Source organism: Floridaenema aerugineum BLCC-F46 (assembly GCF_041929345.1).
Taxonomy (GTDB): Bacteria; Cyanobacteriota; Cyanobacteriia; order Cyanobacteriales; family Aerosakkonemataceae; genus Floridanema; species Floridanema aerugineum.
This window is the reverse complement of sequence record NZ_JBHFNQ010000008.1, coordinates 1-18,071: the sequence shown is the minus strand read 5'-3', so window position 1 is coordinate 18,071 and position 18,071 is coordinate 1. Positions and strand designations below refer to the sequence as shown.

The following is an 18,071-nucleotide window of genomic DNA, read 5'->3' as shown; positions in this document are numbered from 1 at the left end:
TTGGATGGGGCGGGGGGGGAGTGACACCCCCAAAAAAATAAAAAAATGGTTTTGGGTGGGGGGGGCGCCCCCCGCCAATTTAATTATTTTTTTATAAAAATAGGATATATAGTGGTTAATAGGAGGGTAGAAAATAATTTTTCATTTGGGGGGGCTTTGTCCCCCCCCCCAAATACATTTTTTTTTTTTTGGGGGGGGGGCCCCCCCCCCCGCCCCATCCAAAGATAACTATTATTACTTTATTTATTTACACCTACTTAGTATCTTCCCATATTTTTGCACCAGCGAAGCTCCCTAATCTAAAATTATCATGTCATTTCGTCCTCGGAAACAATTTGGGCAACATTGGCTGAAGAGTGAAAAAGCCTTAAATGAAATTGTCAAAGCAGCAAAAATAAGTAAAAGCGATCGCATTTTAGAAATTGGCCCCGGAACAGGCAATTTAACCCGTTATCTTTTACCTTTAGCCGAATCAGTTGTGGCGGTGGAGATCGATCGCGACTTATGCCAAAATTTAGCTAAAAGTTTGGGAAAAACCGAAAACTTTCTCCTGTTACAAGGAGATATTCTTACCCTAAATTTAGAAGCGCAATTAGAAAACTTCTCCAAATTTCAAAACCCCAATAAAGTAGTTGCTAATATTCCTTATAATATTACCGGGCCAATCCTAGAAAAACTCTTAGGTAAAATCGCTCAACCTGCAACCAAACCTTACGATTTAATTGTATTATTAGTGCAGAAAGAAGTAGCTGAGAGATTATACGCTCAACCATCAACAAAAGCTTTCGGAGCCTTGTCAGTTAAAGTACAATACTTAGCAGATTGTGAGTTAATATACTCCGTACCAGCCAAAGACTTTTATCCGCCACCAAAAGTAGATTCTGCCGTAGTACGTCTACATCCGCAAATTCGTTATTTGGCGGAAAATCCTAAGTTTCTAGATAGTCTAGTTAAACTCGGTTTTGCAGAAAAGCGGAAAATGTTACGAAATAATTTAAAAAGTGTGGTGGAACGCGATCGCTTGACCGAAATACTGGAACAATTAGAAATAAATCCCCAAGTTCGCGCCGAAGACCTCAGCGTGCCACAATGGGTAGAACTAAGCAACAGACTAGCAGTATCCGCAACAGTGGAAACTTAAGCTTTGCCTGCAACCTAAAAACTGTCAAACAAATGCGTTCTTACACCTTAATTGCCCCAGCGAAAATCAATCTTTATCTAGAAATCTTAGGGATGCGCCCCGATGGATATCACGAATTGGCAATGATTATGCAAAGCATAGAATTAGCCGATTATATTGAAATTAATGCCAACGGTACTGAAAATATCCGCCTGCATTGTAACCATCCCAAAGTACCATTAGATAACACAAATATCGCCTACCGTGCAGCTAAATTAATGGCAGAACAATTTCCCGAAGCTTTTGCGAAATTCGGTGGAATTGATATTGAAATAGATAAGCGAATTCCCGTTGCTGCTGGGTTAGCAGGAGGTTCCACAAATGGCGCAGCAGTATTAATAGGCTTAGACTTAATGTGGAATTTAGGATTAACCCAATCAGAGTTACAAGAATTAGCAGCATTACTCGGTTCTGATGTACCTTTTTGCATTGCCGGAGGCACAGCAATTGCTACTGGGAGAGGAGAAATATTATCCCCATTACCAGATTTAAATAACCTCTATGTTGTCTTAGCAAAATATCGTAGTTTAGGAGTTTCAACAGCTTGGGCTTATAATACTTACCGGGAAAAATTTGGGAATAGTTATGCCTGTGATACTTCAGGGATGCAAGAGCGATCGACTAAACTAAATTCAGGCGCTTTAGTAAGTGCGATCGCTCATAAAGATAGCATAAAAATCGGTCAATCTCTTTACAACGACCTAGAAAAAGTCGTCTTACCAGCCCATCCCCAAGTCGAACAACTACGCCAAGCCTTTCAAAAACAAAATATTTTAGGCACAATGATGTCAGGATCGGGCCCTTCAGTATTCGCCCTCGTTGAATCAGACACCCAAGCCCAAGAAGTTAAAAATCAAGTAGAAGCTACCATCAACAATCCCGATTTAGAGTTCTGGATTACCAGACTTCGCCCCGCAGGAATAACCGTAGAAAATTAACTTAATTTACTCAAAACTTTTCCTTCTTTTTAGTGATGAACGAACCAACACCCACCGAAAAACCCAATCCTTCTGCAACTGAAACCAACACCAACCCACCCAGCATTTTCCGCTGTATAATTGGTGCAATAGTTGCCGCAACAATGGCGATCGGATCTTTCTTTATTAATTCTTCTATTGCTCAATATTTTGTCGATCGACCAATTCATTCCCCCAACTATCTTGTTGTTAACATTACCTCTGCCGTTCGTACCTTAATTATCGGCATCAGCACCCTAGCAACAGGCGTTTTTAGCTTAATTGCTTTGGGACTTTTAGCCTTAGCTATTCAAGTCACCATCCAACAATTAAAACAGCAAACTCCCTCAACAAAAAACTAAGTTTAATAGAGAGTTTGCACTCCTGAGCGGAGCCTGGAGTTTCTCGTTCCCAAGTTTTTCTCGTTCCCTGGTTGAACCAGGGAACGAGATGAAAGGAGGTTCTACCTCACAGGCTGCAAGATCTGAGTTTAATGAAAAACCTACGTCCTTTCTGCATGACGTAGGTAAGACAGGATTTCACTTAAACTTTTTAGGCTACCAACATTATTTCCCTTTTTAAAGGAGACTTAAAACTCTATAATCTTCCCCCCTTGGGAAGGGGAGTTAGGGGGAATCAACCATCTGTAGCAAACTTTTAGGTAATGGAGATTATGAGTTTTGAATTAAGTTGCGTTAACAACTCAAAACTTAAAACTTAAAACTTATAACTTTTACCCGTTTTCTTCTTGACTAAAATCTCCCGCTTGGCAATCCCATAGCCCAACCTTTTAACAAAACTCACTTCTGTGCAGTACAGCTTCACCATGATCGGGAATCCAAGCTAACCAGGTGTCTGGGGAACATTCACACAACAACAATGCTTCGTCAAAACTGAAAGAACTCGGAACTTCAGAAAGTTTCACCCAGGTAGAAGGTTGTAATTCCTGGGTGAACAGATTTTTTTTATTCTCTGTCAACCAATCCCAGGAATAGGAAGGCAAACCTGTACCAACCTCCGACTTATAAATGTCAAGTTTCATCATCCTTCCTCATAATCAAGGTAAACAGTCCAGGACTTACGTAAGTGTCACACTTGAACCTTGTTGTAGGGTGCGTCAGATCATAAACTCTGATCCATAGCATCAGGGTTTGAACTTAGTAGAGCACCCTACTTAATTGTGCCTGTTGCGTAAGTCCTACAGTCCATTGCTGAGGCTTTACCAGCCTTCGCTGGAACTGTTTCCCTCAGCCAATGGTCTAAAATCTAATTAATTCTGTATTTAAAGTTACATAATCTTGGCTAAACAGGTCAAGCAACTGTGTCATAACTTAACATTTGGGCTGTGAGGTGCGATCGCTGTTTAATTCTTATAGATAAAAATTCCTGTGATACGGATCTTGTCAACGATCCTCAGAGATAAGATAGGGTGTAACAGAGAAGTACTGGGTGCATTTAAAGCGATCGCAAAAAACATTTTGCGGCAATGGTAAAAGCCAGCAACTATTTTTGTGTTACAACTAAAAGGATTGCTCAAAATTAGCTAATTTGAAGATTTGAGTCCAAGCAATTCAATAAACTAGCGAGAGTATTTTTGAATTGTCAATAGTCCTAAAACTCAGGGAAAAAATTCATGATATTTCTGGATGGTAAACTTTATTCCCTCCCACAGCAGGAGAAAATCTCAGAAACAGGCGATCGAGTTGAATTAATTGAGCAATTATTGGCAATTGGTACAGCCCTTTCCAGTAGCCAAGATTTAGGAGAATTACTCAATCTTATTTTAAGCAAAAGTCGCGAAATTACTTGCAGTGACGCAGGCAGTCTTTATCTTATAGATCAAAAAGATAACATTCCTAAATTAATATTTAAAGCCGCCCAAAATGATTCTCTACCACAGGCAACATTTAAAGAATTTGCCATGCAAATAACTCAAAAGAGTTTGGCTGGATATGTGGCACTCACGGGAAAAAGTTTAAACTTACCAGATGCTTATAATTTACCAAAAGAAGTTACTTACCAAATAGACAAAACATTTGATGAGAGTTTTGCTTATCGCACGCGATCGGTTTTAGTTTTGCCAATGCAAGACCAAAAAGGAGAAATTATTGGCGTAATTCAACTGATAAATCGCAAAATTAAACGAGATATTGCCATCACATTTGAAAACGCCGTTACTGTTACAAAACCCTACTCTGATTGGGAAGAACGCATAGTCAGAAGTCTCGCTTCTCAAGCAGCCATCTCTATTGAACGCAATCAATTACAAGAAAGTATTCAAAACTTATTTGCAGGATTTGTTAAAGCCTCAGTGCATCTAATTGAACTACGCGATCCCACAACATCTGGTCATTCCGAAAGAGTAGCTGAACTCACCGTCCGCTTAAGTGAAGAAGTTAGCTCAATTACTAGTGGTAAGTTCAAATCGATTTATTTTAACGACAGTCAAATTCAAGAAATTCGCTACGCCGCTTTATTACATGACTTTGGGAAAGTTTGTGTTCCCGAAAGGATTTTACAAAAGCGAAAAAAGCTTTATCCAGAACAACTAGACTTATTGCGCCACCGCTTCGCCCTAGCACAACGTAGCCTAGAATTAGAATGTGCAGAAACTAAATTTAAGCAACTGTTTAAATCTCCATTTCATCGCCATGAACCCAACAATAATCAATTGAATTGTCCTCACTGCGATCGCATAGAAAAACTTGATACAGAACTTCAGTTAAAAATCGCTAAACTTAATCGTTACTGGAAAATATTATTAGAAATTAATGAGCCAGAAGCAATTGAAACAAAGCAATTTCAAGCATTATCAGAAGAAGCATTAATTGAATTAACAGAGTTATCTGAATATAAATATCGTGACATTGATGGTCAATTAAAACCACTGGTTTCTTTAGAAGAAATGGAACAGTTAATGATCCCAAGAGGAAACCTGACACCTGAAGAAAGAAAAGCGATCGAAGCGCACGTCATCCACACCTACAAATTCCTCGAACAAATTCCTTGGACTAAAGACTTAAAACAAGTACCATTAATCGCCGCCTTCCACCACGAAAAATTAGATGGCAGCGGCTATCCACACGGTTTAGAAACCGGAGAAATTCCCCTGCAAACTCAAATCCTAACCATAGCCGACATCTACGACGCTTTAACCGCGAGCGATCGACCCTACAAACGCAAACTACCCGTAGAAACCACCCTGCAAATCCTCAAACAAGAAGCCCACAAAGGCAAACTCAACACCGACCTAGTAGAACTCTTTCACCAACGCCAAGTCTTCCAAGTCTTAGGTCAGACCTTGAGCATTGACTAGTAGGAGCAGGGGGGCAGGGGAGCCAAGGGAGCTGGGGTGCTGGGGTGTTCTCGGAGTTTTTCCCTAACCCCTACCCCCTAACCCCTACCCCCTAACCCCGCCCCAATTCCCAATCCCCAATTTTTGCAATTCTTATTCTTAACCAAAATTTTCCCCACAGATTTCACACCGTTTCCACAAACCACTTCCGGTTTTTCCACAATATCCACTTAGTTTTCCACAGGGGAGAACGAACAGATCGGCACTTCCCGTCTAACTGGGGAATTTTCCCACAAGGAACATAGTCGGGATGCTACACGCAAAATTAGTAAAGAAATGTAACAAAAATCTCTCTGAAAAGCTCATGATTTCGTGAAACATAAAATTATATGCGGGTGTTTGTAACATTTCGCATCATTGACAACCCCTCCCCCCGATCGCAGAAAATGATGCGACCACCATATATTCAACAGCCAATCATCAATAGCCAATTGTCAATAACCAATAACTAGTTGCCAATAAATCTGTAAGTTTTTCACCAACTACCAGCCACCAGCAACTCAAAATATCCACCTTCGACCAATAACCTATAGAGGAATCCTATGAATACCAACGTTTGTATGCTTGCCGAAATCCCCGAAGCGCTACACGAATCCCTCAAAAGCTACCTAGAAACTCACCCAGATTGGGATCAAGACCGAGTTTTCACCGCCGCCCTCTCACTGTTTCTCCTCCAAAATGGAGACAGCCAAAGCCCAGAAGCATCACGCAGCTATCGTCGCGCCGCCCAAGTCTACTTAGAAACCCTCTTCCGTCATTCAGCTTAGTGAAGGCAGAAGGGGACTGGGGACTGGGGACTGGGGACTGGGAACAAGGAAACAAGGGGACTCTTGGGACCAGGAGACCAGGAGACCAGGAGACCAGGGGACTGTTGAAAATTTTTGTCTTTTGCACCGAGAGCACCCCTGCACCGAGAGCCCCCCTGCCCCCCTGCACCGAGAACCCCTGGAGCCTACTGCTGAGAAGCCTCAGAAATTTCCATTTTGTAGCCCACGCCATGCACCGTTTTAATGTACTTCGGTTGACTGGAGTTGCTTTCTATCTTTTTCCGAATTTGACCAATATGAACATCCACAACTCGATCTTCAGCGCTTTCCATTCCGTGATGTTCGTATCCCCAAACTTCTCGCATTAATTCCTTACGTCGCCAAACTCGATTTGGGTGAGTTGCCAAAAAATGCAACAAATCGAATTCTAACGGAGTTAAAGTAATAATTTGGTCATTTAAAGTAACTTCCCGACTTGCAGGATCAATTACCAGATTTTCCAGTACTAAAGCTTGAGATTTAGCAGGACTATGAGGACTTGAATCTGCTCGTCGTAATAATGCCTCTACTTGTTTTTCTAGAACCTCAACATAAAAAGGTTTAGTCATATAAGCATCAGCCCATTCCAAACCAGCAATTTGGGATTTAACATCCGTCAAACTGGTTAACAGCATCACCATTACACCCATGCGAGTTTTCATTTGTTCGCAGAGTTTGAACCCAATAGTATCTGGCAAAATTACATCCAGAATTACTAAATCTGGTTGAAATTGATCGAACATTGCCAAAGCCGTTGTACCGTCTATGACCGACTCAATTTGATAGTTTTGTTTACTTTGTTTTAAGAACCTATGAATTAAATTTCTGGTTCCCGGATCGTCTTCAACAATAAGTATTTTTTTGGAAGCCACATCAGTTTTCATAGTCATATTAAGTTCTCAAGCAGCACAAGCGAAATTAGCAAGATTTTTAATGAAGAGGCTGGTTTAGTACCAGCCAGAACCCGAAATTAATTACTGCTGAGATTTATTATTTGCCTCAGTGGTTTCGGGAACCTCAAACTTGTAGCCCACACCCCGAACCGTCTGAATCATCACTGGTTGATTCGAGTCTACTTCTAGTTTTCTCCGAATTTGACCGATATGAACATCAACAACCCGCTGATCTCCTACATATTCATAGTCCCATACAGCTTGGATTAGTTCCGCTCGCCGCCAAACTCGTCCAGGATGACTTGCTAAAAAATGTAACAAATCAAATTCTAAAGCTGTTAAAGGCACGCTGGAATTGTTGAGCGTTACTTCGCGACGTACAGGATCGATCATTAACTGATCCAATACTATACGTTGCTGTTCTCCAGTAGTTACCGCTCGCTGGCGCTTCAATATCGCTGCTACCCTAACTCCCAACTCTTTTAAGCTGAAAGGTTTGGTTATGTAATCATCTGCACCTTTGGAAAACCCGGTAATTTTATCGGCTTCGTCTCCCCTACTGGTGAGCATTAGCACAAATACACCAGTCCGACTTTGCATTTCTTGACACAAGTTATATCCATTCGCGTCAGGTAAGTTTACGTCTAAAATCACTAAATCTGGATTGAATTGCTCAAATAAAGTCATTGCTGTCTTACCATCAGCCGCCGACTCCATTTGGTACTGTTTACTCAAAAAACGCTGTATTAAGTTCCTGACAGCAGGATCGTCATCAACAACAAGGATTTTGGGGAGAGCCATAGCCACCACTTTACACTGAGAATTAAATACGCAAGATGCAAACCGAAGAAGCAAAAATACTAATTAGGGAGAAGTAATTAAAGCAACTTGGCTGAATATTGATTTCCGATATGAATTGTGTAAGAGCATTTTAGATGATTAGAGGGTTTCATAGTAGTCCACTATTATTCTTCCCTCTATAGCACCACACTAAACCATAGATTAAAATGTTTTCCCATTTCGGTTAACAGGCTAGACTAGTCAACAACTAAATGCTAGCTGCAACCAGCTATATCAGGGGAGAATGTAAGTGATCGTAAAACTACAAGCAGCTTGGAGTCGAGCCAAAGCTGTGGCTAAATGGGATGTCTAGGAGGTTAGGAGGACAATGAGTGTAGAAAATCCTTACGAGCAACTTGGAATTCCAGAGAATGCTACTTTCGATGAAATTCAAACGGCTCGTAATCGTTTAACCCAAGAGTATAGTAACGACCCGAAACGACAAGAAGCTATTGAGACTGCTTATGATGCCATCTTGATGGAGCGGTTACGGATGCGTCAGGAAGGTAGAATTCGCGTTCCTGAAGGAATCAGGTTTGCTGAACAACGCTTTTCTCAAGCTCCCCCTAGTCCACCGCCTATCTCGGTAAAGCAGCCTCCGGCTTGGCTGCAAAATTTTCTGGATACTCCTAGTCGAGCAGATGTTTTGTGGACGACGGGTGCTTTTTTGGTTTTGGCTGGGTTGAGTGTTTACTATGCCTCTTTTGCTTTGGCTTTAGGAGTATTTGCCAGTCTTTATTTTCTCTCGCGCAAGGAACGTAAGCTAGGGCGATCGGTACTGCTTTCTTTGGCAGGGCTGAGTTTTGGCTTGGTTCTCTGGGGGGTGTTTGCTAGTTTACTGACAACACAAATCAACTCTTTGCCTTTGACAGGAGATACTTTAGCTGCTTGGATCTCTTTTTTGATTCTTTGGTTGGTAAGTAGTTTTCTCCGTTAAGGCTGTGGTAGGGGGGTAGGGGACGCGGTGACGCGGTGACGCAAAAAAGAAGAGATGGTGCGATCCCCACCTCTTAACTGTTTTTTTATTTTCTATATTCAAGGTTTATTGTCCGGCTTTTTTCCCAGATTGATGGAGCAAGTAATCTACTGCTTCGCTGAAATCGTTAACTATGAGGTCGGGATGGAAGGCTTCTAGGGAGGTGCGATCGCGAATTCCACACAAAACCCCTATCACCTTAATTCCGTGCGTTCTAGCCGCCATTATGTCGGCTTCAGTGTCACCTACCATCCAAGTATCACTAGCAGGTGGCAGTTTCCCTAATGCTTCTCCCATCAGTATCGGTTTGTCGTCTATATCACGACCTTTGGCGTAATCGTTGCTGAGGCGATAGCAGCGATTTTCGGGGAAAAATCTCCCTAAGTCGAAGCTGTCAAAGGCATAGTCTAATTCCTTGATGCGTCTCATGGTTAACACCACTAAGTCTATTCCCGCCTGTTGGACTTTCTCTAAAGCGGCAATGGCTCCGGGCGCTAATTCGTCATATTTAAAGTAAGGCTGAGTATGGGCGGTTTTTTTCCTTAATTGAGCAAATTCTTCCGCTTGTTGTTCCTCTAAGCCAGAAATCACTCCAATCTCTTTTTCAGGAACTCGCGCTCTTTTTAACTCCCAAAATTCGGTCTTAGTCAAATGATTCACTTTCTGATCCTGACGGCGAGTTTTTTCTAGGCATAGTTCGTAAACTCGATAGTAACGATCGGAAATGTCCACTATTGGCCCATCGAAGTCAGTAATCAGTCTTAACATAAAATCTCGCTATTGTTAATTTTTTTTAAGTTTATTTTATTAGGAACTGGGGAAAAGTTCTTAGCTTCGTTAGAGAGTTTGGGGTTTTGAGTTGGGGAATTTTCTTGCCCCAGGAACCCAAAAGAGCGCCAGGAACGCAAGAAAGCTCCCTTCAAGACTGGCTTCGCTTGATTTGCTCTCTTTCTATTGCTTGAAATAGGGCGCGGAAGTTGCCTTCGCCGAATCCTTGGGCTGGGATTTTTTGACCTTTAATATAACCAAAGCGGCGCTCGATTAATTCAAAGAAGAAGGTAGGTTTTCCGAAAATTGGTTGGGTGAAGATTTGCAGGAGCAAGGGAACTATTTCAGATTGATTGTTGTTACTATCTTGCTGCCAATCGACTAGAATTTGTTGTGCTTGAATTTCTTGTAGTTCTATTGCAGTTAAAGGAATATTTTGTCTTTTTTGTAGGTCGCTGTAGTAATTTGGGGGGACTTCTAAAAAATGCAAATTAGCTTGTTTTAAATATTTAGTCGCTGCTATTAAATTTGAAGTTTGTAAGGCGATATGTTGAATTCCTGACCCTTGGTTAAAGTCTAAGAATTCTTGAATTTGGGAATTGGCTGATGCTGGTTGATTGATGGGAAATTGAACTAATTTGCTGGGGTGAACTAGTACTTGGCTGTGTAATGCTGACCAATCTGTTTGAATGGCAAAGGTTTGTTGACGTTCTAATTCTAGGACTTTTTCGTACCAGTTTACGGCGGGTTCTAATTCGCCAGCTGCTACGTTTAAAACTACGTGATCGATCGCACTAAAGGTGACTGGAGTCGGAGAGTTAGAAGATAAATGGTTTTTGTTTTGCCAGTTTTCAATTCCAGGTTCCCAGTTTCCTTTACCTTCGATTAATGTATGAGTCAAGTTCCCCCAGGCGGAGATTTTGCCCCATTTAAGTTGGGGTTGTTGAACTATTGGTTGTAACAGTTTTGCGCCGTAATTAATAGCTTTGTCTATTAGTTTTTCGATGTTTTGAACGCGAAAGGCGACATCGGCTACCCCCGGCGGGTGCGATCGCAAAAACTGGGCTACTGGACTTTCAGGTAATAGCGGCGAAGAAAGAAAAAAGCACACGGCTCCATTTTTGACTACTTCTATTAGAGTGTGATTTTGCCAAACTCCTCCGCCAACAGCTTGAAAACCCATTTGGCGAATAAACCAATTTCGCCATAATGGTGCATCTTCAACATAGAAATGTATGTGGTCAATTTTCATCCCAGCTTGTCTCTTGTTAATTTCTACCTCACAAAAGATTTATAACAAATGACGATGGGATTAGAAAAATAAATGGCTTTCTGGCTGAATATTAATTTCCATTGGTACTGCTTGCGGTTCCGCAGAAAGGGCAAATAAAATTGCTTCGGCTGCGGTTTGGGCACTGAGCATTTTTGTGCGATCGACCTTTAAACTAATTGTGTCCCAAAACGGAGTATCCACACCGCCAAAGTAAAATAAGGTGAACTTAATACCGAAACGTTTTAGTTCATCCGCCATACACTTGCTGAAGCCGACTACCCCAAATTTAGCAGCACAATAAGCTGATGCCATTGCCATTGAATGTTTGCCTAAAATGCCGATTATGTTACAAATATGTCCAGATTTTTGCTCTTTCATGTATTTGGCAGCACTTTGGCAAGTGTAGAAGCTGCCTTTTAAATTTACATTCAGCATAGCGTCTAAATCTTCTGGTGTGAGGTGATTATACTGTTTTAAGATTCCTGCGCCTGCAGCGTTAATTAAAACGTCGATTTTCCCAAAGTTGGCGATCGCTTTCTCCATTAAACTTTCTACCTGAGAAGGATTAGTAATATCACAGGTAACTGTTATAATTTTATGTTTTTCGCTTGCGTCTAAACCAGAAACCAAAGCATTTAATTTCTGGCTGTCTCTAGCTGCTAGTACCAGTTTCGCGCCTTTAGATAACAATTTTTGGGTTACAGCTGCACCGATTCCACCTGTAGCACCAATCACCACAACTACTTTGTCTTGCATATCCTTTACATTTCTTTACATAATATTTATTTTACTGGTTGTTGCAAAGAAAGGGGACAAAAAGATAACTCAAAACTTTCCCAGTACCTAATCCCCAATCCCCAGTCGCCAATTGCCGCTTTTGTGTTACCCTAGCTGCGATGAGGAGTGTCGGAGGTGTTTGTGATGAAGAAGTTGCGTGTTGGGTTGTTGTTTGGTGGACGTTCTGGGGAACATGAGGTGTCGATCGTGTCTGCTAGCGCGATCGCAAAAGGTATACTGGCAGATGGGAATTCCCAAAAATACGAACTGCTGCCTTTTTACATCCAAAAAGATGGGATTTGGCAAGGTGTGGAAGTTTCCCAACAGGTTTTAGATTCAAAACAGCCTCTACAAACAAGCAATGATTGTGATAGTTTGAAAGCGAATCTTTGGCAGTTTCCGCCACAAGTCACTGAGGTTGATGTTTGGTTTCCGATTCTTCATGGGCCGAATGGAGAAGATGGAACAGTGCAAGGTTTGTTGAGTTTAATGCAAGTTCCTTTTGTGGGGACGGGGGTTTTAGGTTCAGCTGTGGGAATGGATAAAATTGCCATGAAAATGGCTTTTTCCCAAGCAGGATTGCCACAAGTAAAATATATGGCAATTAATCGATCGCAAGTTTGGTCTAATCCTTGTGTTTTTCCAAAGTTGGGCGATGAGATTGAAGCTAAATTAGGTTATCCTTGCTTTGTGAAGCCTGCGAATTTGGGGTCTTCGGTGGGGATTTCCAAAGTGCGATCGCGCTCGGAATTAGAAGTAGCATTAGATAATGCCGCAAGTTATGACCGACGCATCATTGTAGAAGCTGGAGTAAAAGCGCGAGAAGTTGAATGTGCGGTTTTAGGTAATGATAATCCCCAAGCTTCTGTGGTGGGAGAAATTACTTACGATAGCGATTTTTACGATTACGAAACTAAATATACAGAAGGCAAAGCTGATTTATATATTCCAGCTAAATTACCTCCAGAAATTACTGCCAAAATTCAAGAAATGGCAATTCAAGCTTTTCAAGCTGTGGATGCGGCTGGTTTGGCTAGGGTAGATTTCTTTTATGTAGAATCGACGGGGGAAGTATTGATTAATGAAATTAATACATTGCCTGGTTTTACATCTACTAGTATGTATCCGCAACTTTGGGCGGCTAGCGGTGTTCCCTTTGCAGAATTGGTCGATCGTCTGATTCTAGCAGCTTTAGAGAGGTTCCAAAAATAAGGGATTTGGGGAAGTGTAGAGACAAATTTTTAACATTAATTTAAAAATGTCTCAGTAATTTCACTGAATTATTCAAGGAAGCGAAACTTTATTTACAGTTGCCGAGATTTTGTTCGGAGCATACAATTTTGTTTTGAATAGGTGCAACTATCAAAAAGTGGCATGGCAAAAAACCGACTGGCACAGCAGCGATCGCCTGAATTACCTAGATTTAACAAACCAGCACTGAATCAGCAAGGTAGAAGACCAGTACCACCGATTCAGCGATCACCGCGATTGAAGAAAACGCCCAAGAAACAGACGATAGATGAACGACGTAAAAGAGTCAATCCAGGACTATATCAACCTCTTCCCTGGAATCAATTGGTGGTGCAATTGATTCAGAAGCGTCCGCTGCTGCTACTGCTGACTTTTTGTGGTGGAATGCTGATAGTAGCTGGTTTAGCAGTAATTGGGATGACTTTCCCAGAACAAGGACGTAAGTTAAAGGATCAACCTACTCCGGCGGCGACTGCGGTAAGTCCGGCTGCTGAGAGTGCGATCGCTACTCCTGAAAGTTTACCTAATCCTGCACCGACGGCAGAAAATTCACCTGCAACAACAGTAACTGCACAAACCCAAAAAAATCCGCCATTAGGATTGTATGTGACGGTTGGTGCTGGTTGTGCGGTTGGTGGTTGGTTGTTGTACAGAAGACGGTTAAAGCTGGCTGCTAAAATGCGGCGCAAACCGTTGCCAAAATCACTGGCTAATCAGATTGAGGGAACAAGCCCAGGAAAACAAAAGAATAGTAAACCTGCCAAAAGAACAGCACCAGGTTCGAGAAAGCCTTTAGTTGCTAAACCAGGGAAAATACCTGTAGCAGATTCCATTGTCAGATGGCCTAATGGACAGAGTTTACCGCGTAATAGACACAAATTATTGAAAGATACGACAGCTTCAAGAAGGAAGCAGTCTATCTCTTCTGGTGCATCAACTATGGTAGGCGATCGCTAATCTCAAACGCAGAGGGTTCCAGAAGTAAGAAAACGCCTTAATTCAAAACTGTACTTTTGCCTTCAAAAAGTCTTTTCCTAATTTCTGGATTTTTTTCCTGACCGTTATAGGTAGTTAGGGAAGAAAGGAATGGTAGATGCACCCTGATAAGACTAACATCCCTCGGCTGGTTGGGTCGAGGGTTTTTTATTTCCTCTCAATTATTAAAGCTGAGTAAACATCATTAAAATTAATAGTTAGATTCATGGTTTCAGGTGCCAAAGAAATGCAGAATTTTGATGAAGTCCCGAAAGATGTGCTTGTTGAAATTCCGAAAAACCTTCCTGCACCGATAGATGATGGAGCTTGTAATCATTTGCTTGGACTAACGCTTCCCTCAGTCAACCTTGCTTCAACGAGAGGTAAAGTAGTTAATTTGTCAGAAATTTCTGGTTGGCTGGTAATTTACTGTTATCCTATGACTGGGAAACCTGGAAGAGTTCTACCTGACGGCTGGATACAAATTCCTGGTGCAGCGGGTTGCACGCCTCAATCTTGCTCATTTCGCGATCGCTACACTGAGTTAAAAGCGCTAAACTGTCAAATATTCGGGATGAGTACTCAAAGTACTGAAGATCAATTAGAGGCAGCAGAACGGTTACATTTACCATTTGAGTTATTAAGTGATGCTGCATTCCAGTTTGCTGAAGCACTGCGGTTGCCTTTGTTTGAGGTGGAAGGGATGCGCCTTCTTAAACGAGTTACTCTGATTGCTAAAGACGGAAAAATTGTTAAGTATTTCTATCCTGTTTTCCCGCCTGATAAAAATATTGATGATCTGCTTTCTTGGTTGCGGCAAAATTGAGTTTCTGACATACAAAAATTAGTATTACTGATAACCCCATTCTTGAATCCAATTGATTGATAATGTTCTTGTATTCAACTGGACAAGTGTGATGCGAAATTTTTGGGCGTTTGTGTGGGGCAGTTTGGTTGGTGTGTTGGGGGGATTGATTGGTTTAGGTGGTGCAGAGTTTCGCTTACCGATTCTAGTTGGGGTTTTCAACTACCGCACACTGCAAGCAATTATTATTAATCTGTTAGTTAGCTTAGTTACAGTTACTTTCTCTTTTATATTTCGTAGTGGTGCGATCGGGCTAAGTAATGTTGTGAGTAACTTGCCTATTATTATCAATATTTTGGCAGGTTCTTTAATTGGTTCTTATTTCGGTGTTCAGTATGCAACTCGAATTAATGAACGAACTTTGAATCGAATTGTGGTAATTTTCTTGATTATAATCAGTTTTATTTTAATCGGGCATGAACTGATTTTCAGTACTCAGACTTGGCAACTTCCGAGCATATTTAAAGTTATTGCTAGTTTTTTAGCAGGAATTGTAATCGGTGTATTTAGTAGTATGCTAGGTGTGGCTGGTGGTGAATTGATTATTCCAACGATAATTATAATTTTTGGGGTTGATATTAAACTTGCTGGAAGTTTGAGTTTAGCTATTAGTATACCGACTATTTTGATGGGTTTGTTTAAGTACAAAAGTCAGAAAAGGTTCGAGGATATTAGTTCTGAGCGATCGTTTATTATTACGATGGGAGCAGGTTCAATTTTAGGGGCATTTATTGGTAGTAATCTTTTGAGATTTGTATCGAGTTCGCTGTTACATATAATTTTGGGGGTAATTTTGCTGATTTCTGCGTTTAAGTTAGCGACACACAAGAAATCAGCAGCTTAACTTGTTGGTTTTAAGAGTCGATCGCCTCAAAAGATTTTACCTCTAAAATTGGGCCGATCATCGCAAAACTCATCACATCGTCGCGAACGTCGCCTTTAACTTCGACTTTTAAGCCATTTTTGAGCATTTCTTTCGGGGAAGCTTGGTAAATTTCGTAAGTTTTACCATCATCAGCGACTAATGCCCAAGCGCCTGTGCCTATGGTTTTACGTTCGATAACACCTTTAAGAGTGATGCTCATGGTAGTTGGTAGGTGGGTGAGTGAGTGCTGCCCCAGATCCCCGACTTCTTGAAGAAGTCGGGGATCTAGTTTAAGTTATACTGCTGTGCGTTGCTTTTCGTCTTTCATTGCTAAGCGGGCGAGTGCGAAGCAGAGTAAGGCGTTGATGATTAGGAAAGTTCGGGCGATCGTACCGTCTCCCAACCATAATAAACCCGGATCGACAACTGCATTCACCGCTAAACAAGAAGCTACACCTAAACTCGAACCAATGGCAAACCATTTCCAGCTAGGATGTCCTAAGAACAAAGCGACTAAAATCACAGGAATTAACACACTAGCCAAAATGGGATTTAACAGCGTTCCTCCGGTAATTGCATTGCCCATTTCAGGAATAGAACTACCCATAACACGGAACGGCCATTGCGGTAAATCGAAGACGTAAAAACCTCTTAAGAAGAAGAGTCCAGAACTACCAAAAATTAAACCACTACCTAGTGACCAACTCCAAATCGGTAAATAGTTCCGCAAAAACCAAGCTAACAAATAAGAACCAAGTACCATTCCTAGTTTTGGTAACAATGCAACCGCGCCACCATCGATCCAAAAACGCAGGTTGAGATAACCATTTTCTCTTAACCAGCGGAAGAAGTCGCGGAAAGTAATTTGTCCTTTTAAGGCAAGTTTAACTGCACCTGAAGCATCTAAATGTCCTGCGCCAAAATGGTTTAAAGGATCTTCTTGTACCTTGCGAACGGACTGTATTAAAACTTCCCGAATTTCATCTGGTGTTTCCACACCGCTAGCTTTCACCATTGCAGCGACAGCAGCAACGTGGGGAGATGCCATACTAGTTCCTTGGAAACCTGCAAACGTGGAAGCGCCTGTTTCAGGATCGATCGTTTCTTGCAAAATTTGACCGTTTTCGCTACCACCAGGGGCGGAAATATCTACACCTGCGCCAAAGTTAGAGTAAGGGGCTTTTTCTCCCGAAGGGCCTGTAGCAGCTACGCTAATTACATGAGGATAACGGGCGGGATAAGATGCGGAGTTGTGGTTTTCGTTTCCGGCGGCGGCAACTACTACCACGCCTTTATTGTAAGCATAGTTTACTGCTTCTTCTAATACTTGGCTTTCACCAGCACCACCTAAGCTTAAGTTAATCACATCTGCGCCGTTATCGGCTGCAAACCTGATAGCTTCTGCAATATCTGCAACTGTACCACCGCCATAAGCACTTAATACTTTTAGCGGCATAATGCTGGCTTCATAAGCGACACCAGCTACACCATAATTATTATTGGTAGATTGTGCGATCGTACCTGCAACGTGAGTACCATGTCCGTTGTCGTCGGTTGCTTCTTCTTTGTCGTTAACAAAGTCGTAGCCTTTAACAAATTTAGTTTGTTCCAAGTCGGGAACAACAGTAACGCCTGTATCAATAACGGCGACTGTCATTCCTGCGCCTTTAGTTTCTTCCCAAGCTGACTCGACGTTAATGCTGCGTAAGTTCCACTGCTTTACGTAGTCAGGATCGTTGGGTGCTTCCAAGGTTTTATATTGGTAATTTGGCTCAATAGTTTCGGTTTTTTTGCCAATTTCCGAGTTTCTCAAAGCTTTGAGTAAGTTTTTGTCGCCTTTGACTATATATACGTTGTCTTTAGTGGAAAATTCGCTGTTTAGGCGAGGGGAGAGGTTGTATTGTTGGGAAATAGTTTCTAAACTTTTAGTAATTTGGGCTGCGGGGATATCTTCCCGAAAGTCCAAAACAATAGAATCGTATGTGCCTTGGTTTGCTAGACCCTTAAAATTAGAGAGTGCCCAAATCAAACCGACGGCAAATAAGCAAATTAACAGAAGCTTTCTCATGTCAAACCGCCAGGAGTAGCGTTAATGTGATCACCAAGATAACTCATGGTGGGGGTGATTGGGGACTGGGAATGACAGGATGACAGGCAAGATGCCTGTCCTACAAGATGCCTGTCCTACAAGATGCCTGTCCTACAAGATGCCTGTCCTACAAGATGCCTGTCCTACAAGATGCCTGTCCTACAAGATGCCTGTCCTACAAGATGCCTGTCCTACAAGATGC

Annotated in this window: 18 protein-coding genes; 10 read left to right on the top strand and 8 right to left on the bottom strand. The window is 41.7% G+C overall.

Annotation, left to right across the window (positions count from 1 at the left end; translation table 11 throughout):
• Nucleotides 1-310: 310 nt before the first annotated feature.
• Genes rsmA through ACE1CC_RS00865 form a run of 3 tightly spaced genes read left to right on the top strand, consistent with a single transcriptional unit; the run spans nucleotide 311 to nucleotide 2,498 of the window.
• The gene (rsmA, locus tag ACE1CC_RS00875; RefSeq protein WP_413268585.1) at nucleotides 311-1,141 is read left to right on the top strand and encodes a 16S rRNA (adenine(1518)-N(6)/adenine(1519)-N(6))-dimethyltransferase RsmA; all 831 of its coding nucleotides are present in this window, start codon (nucleotides 311-313) and stop codon (nucleotides 1,139-1,141) included.
• A 32-nt stretch (nucleotides 1,142-1,173) separates the two neighbouring features.
• Nucleotides 1,174-2,118, top strand: a complete 945-nt coding sequence (gene ispE / locus ACE1CC_RS00870) for a 4-(cytidine 5'-diphospho)-2-C-methyl-D-erythritol kinase (RefSeq protein ID WP_413268588.1) — start codon at nucleotides 1,174-1,176, stop codon at nucleotides 2,116-2,118.
• 35 nt (nucleotides 2,119-2,153) lie between these two features.
• Nucleotides 2,154-2,498, top strand: coding sequence for a DUF3082 domain-containing protein (locus ACE1CC_RS00865; RefSeq protein ID WP_413268584.1), 345 nt, complete (start codon nucleotides 2,154-2,156; stop codon nucleotides 2,496-2,498).
• Nucleotides 2,499-2,926: 428 nt separating this feature from the next.
• On the opposite strand, the gene ACE1CC_RS00860 is transcribed toward ACE1CC_RS00865, so the two are convergent.
• Nucleotides 2,927-3,181, bottom strand: a complete 255-nt coding sequence (locus tag ACE1CC_RS00860; RefSeq protein ID WP_413268583.1) for a hypothetical protein — start codon at nucleotides 3,179-3,181, stop codon at nucleotides 2,927-2,929.
• A gap of 588 nt (nucleotides 3,182-3,769) precedes the next feature.
• Between ACE1CC_RS00860 and ACE1CC_RS00855 the strand changes: the two genes are divergently transcribed.
• Together ACE1CC_RS00855 and ACE1CC_RS00850 are read left to right on the top strand one after the other, a co-directional pair.
• On the top strand, nucleotides 3,770-5,452 hold the full coding sequence (locus tag ACE1CC_RS00855; protein ID WP_413268582.1) for an HD domain-containing phosphohydrolase: 1,683 nt from the start codon (nucleotides 3,770-3,772) through the stop codon (nucleotides 5,450-5,452).
• A 581-nt stretch (nucleotides 5,453-6,033) separates the two neighbouring features.
• Nucleotides 6,034-6,258 (top strand): DUF2811 domain-containing protein, encoded by a 225-nt coding sequence (locus tag ACE1CC_RS00850; protein ID WP_413265599.1) that lies wholly within the window; start codon nucleotides 6,034-6,036, stop codon nucleotides 6,256-6,258.
• Between the two features lie 185 nt (nucleotides 6,259-6,443).
• Here the strand turns inward: ACE1CC_RS00850 and ACE1CC_RS00845 are convergent, their stop codons facing one another.
• The gene (locus ACE1CC_RS00845) at nucleotides 6,444-7,169 is read right to left on the bottom strand and encodes a response regulator transcription factor (protein WP_413268587.1); all 726 of its coding nucleotides are present in this window, start codon (nucleotides 7,167-7,169) and stop codon (nucleotides 6,444-6,446) included.
• 102 nt (nucleotides 7,170-7,271) lie between these two features.
• Complete coding sequence (locus ACE1CC_RS00840; RefSeq protein WP_413268586.1) at nucleotides 7,272-7,991, bottom strand: response regulator transcription factor; 720 nt, start codon at nucleotides 7,989-7,991, stop codon at nucleotides 7,272-7,274.
• 367 nt (nucleotides 7,992-8,358) lie between these two features.
• Here ACE1CC_RS00840 and ACE1CC_RS00835 point away from each other — a divergent pair, with 367 nt between their 5' ends.
• Complete coding sequence (locus tag ACE1CC_RS00835; protein WP_413268581.1) at nucleotides 8,359-8,967, top strand: CPP1-like family protein; 609 nt, start codon at nucleotides 8,359-8,361, stop codon at nucleotides 8,965-8,967.
• A 105-nt stretch (nucleotides 8,968-9,072) separates the two neighbouring features.
• Here ACE1CC_RS00835 and ACE1CC_RS00830 read toward each other — a convergent pair whose 3' ends face one another.
• The 3 genes from ACE1CC_RS00830 to ACE1CC_RS00820 form a co-directional block, all read right to left on the bottom strand.
• Nucleotides 9,073-9,774 (bottom strand): HAD family hydrolase, encoded by a 702-nt coding sequence (locus ACE1CC_RS00830; RefSeq protein WP_413268580.1) that lies wholly within the window; start codon nucleotides 9,772-9,774, stop codon nucleotides 9,073-9,075.
• Between the two features lie 151 nt (nucleotides 9,775-9,925).
• Complete coding sequence (gene hppD, locus ACE1CC_RS00825; RefSeq protein WP_413268579.1) at nucleotides 9,926-11,026, bottom strand: 4-hydroxyphenylpyruvate dioxygenase; 1,101 nt, start codon at nucleotides 11,024-11,026, stop codon at nucleotides 9,926-9,928.
• Between the two features lie 60 nt (nucleotides 11,027-11,086).
• On the bottom strand, nucleotides 11,087-11,803 hold the full coding sequence (locus tag ACE1CC_RS00820; protein WP_413268578.1) for an SDR family oxidoreductase: 717 nt from the start codon (nucleotides 11,801-11,803) through the stop codon (nucleotides 11,087-11,089).
• A gap of 165 nt (nucleotides 11,804-11,968) precedes the next feature.
• On the opposite strand from ACE1CC_RS00820, the gene ACE1CC_RS00815 reads away from it, so the two are divergent.
• From ACE1CC_RS00815 to ACE1CC_RS00800, 4 genes are all read left to right on the top strand, one after another.
• Nucleotides 11,969-13,036 carry a D-alanine--D-alanine ligase family protein gene (locus tag ACE1CC_RS00815; RefSeq protein WP_413268577.1) on the top strand — a complete coding sequence of 356 codons (1,068 nt, stop codon included), beginning with the start codon at nucleotides 11,969-11,971 and terminating at the stop codon, nucleotides 13,034-13,036.
• A gap of 162 nt (nucleotides 13,037-13,198) precedes the next feature.
• Nucleotides 13,199-14,032 carry a hypothetical protein gene (locus tag ACE1CC_RS00810; RefSeq protein WP_413268576.1) on the top strand — a complete coding sequence of 278 codons (834 nt, stop codon included), beginning with the start codon at nucleotides 13,199-13,201 and terminating at the stop codon, nucleotides 14,030-14,032.
• A gap of 265 nt (nucleotides 14,033-14,297) precedes the next feature.
• Entirely contained in the window at nucleotides 14,298-14,876 is a 579-nt protein-coding gene (locus ACE1CC_RS00805) for a peroxiredoxin (RefSeq protein ID WP_413268575.1), read from the top strand.
• A 91-nt stretch (nucleotides 14,877-14,967) separates the two neighbouring features.
• Nucleotides 14,968-15,759 carry a sulfite exporter TauE/SafE family protein gene (locus ACE1CC_RS00800; RefSeq protein WP_413268574.1) on the top strand — a complete coding sequence of 264 codons (792 nt, stop codon included), beginning with the start codon at nucleotides 14,968-14,970 and terminating at the stop codon, nucleotides 15,757-15,759.
• 10 nt (nucleotides 15,760-15,769) lie between these two features.
• Here ACE1CC_RS00800 and ACE1CC_RS00795 read toward each other — a convergent pair whose 3' ends face one another.
• Entirely contained in the window at nucleotides 15,770-16,000 is a 231-nt protein-coding gene (locus ACE1CC_RS00795) for a hypothetical protein (RefSeq protein ID WP_413268573.1), read from the bottom strand.
• A 75-nt stretch (nucleotides 16,001-16,075) separates the two neighbouring features.
• On the bottom strand, nucleotides 16,076-17,848 hold the full coding sequence (locus ACE1CC_RS00790) for a S8 family peptidase (RefSeq protein ID WP_413268572.1): 1,773 nt from the start codon (nucleotides 17,846-17,848) through the stop codon (nucleotides 16,076-16,078).
• Nucleotides 17,849-18,071: the final 223 nt, after the last annotated feature.

What these genes read in the sequence shown, in the direction of transcription:
- ACE1CC_RS00830 (WP_413268580.1), bottom strand. Translation starts at nt 9,774, where the DNA reads ATGTTAAGACTGATTACTGACTTCGATGGGCCAATAGTGGACATTTCC.
- ACE1CC_RS00805 (WP_413268575.1), top strand. Translation starts at nt 14,298, where the DNA reads ATGCAGAATTTTGATGAAGTCCCGAAAGATGTGCTTGTTGAAATTCCG.
- ACE1CC_RS00810 (WP_413268576.1), top strand. Translation starts at nt 13,199, where the DNA reads ATGGCAAAAAACCGACTGGCACAGCAGCGATCGCCTGAATTACCTAGA.
- ACE1CC_RS00795 (WP_413268573.1), bottom strand. Translation starts at nt 16,000, where the DNA reads ATGAGCATCACTCTTAAAGGTGTTATCGAACGTAAAACCATAGGCACA.
- ACE1CC_RS00800 (WP_413268574.1), top strand. Translation starts at nt 14,968, where the DNA reads ATGCGAAATTTTTGGGCGTTTGTGTGGGGCAGTTTGGTTGGTGTGTTG.
- hppD (WP_413268579.1), bottom strand. Translation starts at nt 11,026, where the DNA reads ATGAAAATTGACCACATACATTTCTATGTTGAAGATGCACCATTATGG.
- ACE1CC_RS00860 (WP_413268583.1), bottom strand. Translation starts at nt 3,181, where the DNA reads ATGATGAAACTTGACATTTATAAGTCGGAGGTTGGTACAGGTTTGCCT.
- ACE1CC_RS00835 (WP_413268581.1), top strand. Translation starts at nt 8,359, where the DNA reads ATGAGTGTAGAAAATCCTTACGAGCAACTTGGAATTCCAGAGAATGCT.
- ACE1CC_RS00820 (WP_413268578.1), bottom strand. Translation starts at nt 11,803, where the DNA reads ATGCAAGACAAAGTAGTTGTGGTGATTGGTGCTACAGGTGGAATCGGT.
- rsmA (WP_413268585.1), top strand. Translation starts at nt 311, where the DNA reads ATGTCATTTCGTCCTCGGAAACAATTTGGGCAACATTGGCTGAAGAGT.
- ispE (WP_413268588.1), top strand. Translation starts at nt 1,174, where the DNA reads ATGCGTTCTTACACCTTAATTGCCCCAGCGAAAATCAATCTTTATCTA.
- ACE1CC_RS00855 (WP_413268582.1), top strand. Translation starts at nt 3,770, where the DNA reads ATGATATTTCTGGATGGTAAACTTTATTCCCTCCCACAGCAGGAGAAA.
- ACE1CC_RS00790 (WP_413268572.1), bottom strand. Translation starts at nt 17,848, where the DNA reads ATGAGAAAGCTTCTGTTAATTTGCTTATTTGCCGTCGGTTTGATTTGG.
- ACE1CC_RS00840 (WP_413268586.1), bottom strand. Translation starts at nt 7,991, where the DNA reads ATGGCTCTCCCCAAAATCCTTGTTGTTGATGACGATCCTGCTGTCAGG.
- ACE1CC_RS00865 (WP_413268584.1), top strand. Translation starts at nt 2,154, where the DNA reads ATGAACGAACCAACACCCACCGAAAAACCCAATCCTTCTGCAACTGAA.
- ACE1CC_RS00815 (WP_413268577.1), top strand. Translation starts at nt 11,969, where the DNA reads ATGAAGAAGTTGCGTGTTGGGTTGTTGTTTGGTGGACGTTCTGGGGAA.
- ACE1CC_RS00850 (WP_413265599.1), top strand. Translation starts at nt 6,034, where the DNA reads ATGAATACCAACGTTTGTATGCTTGCCGAAATCCCCGAAGCGCTACAC.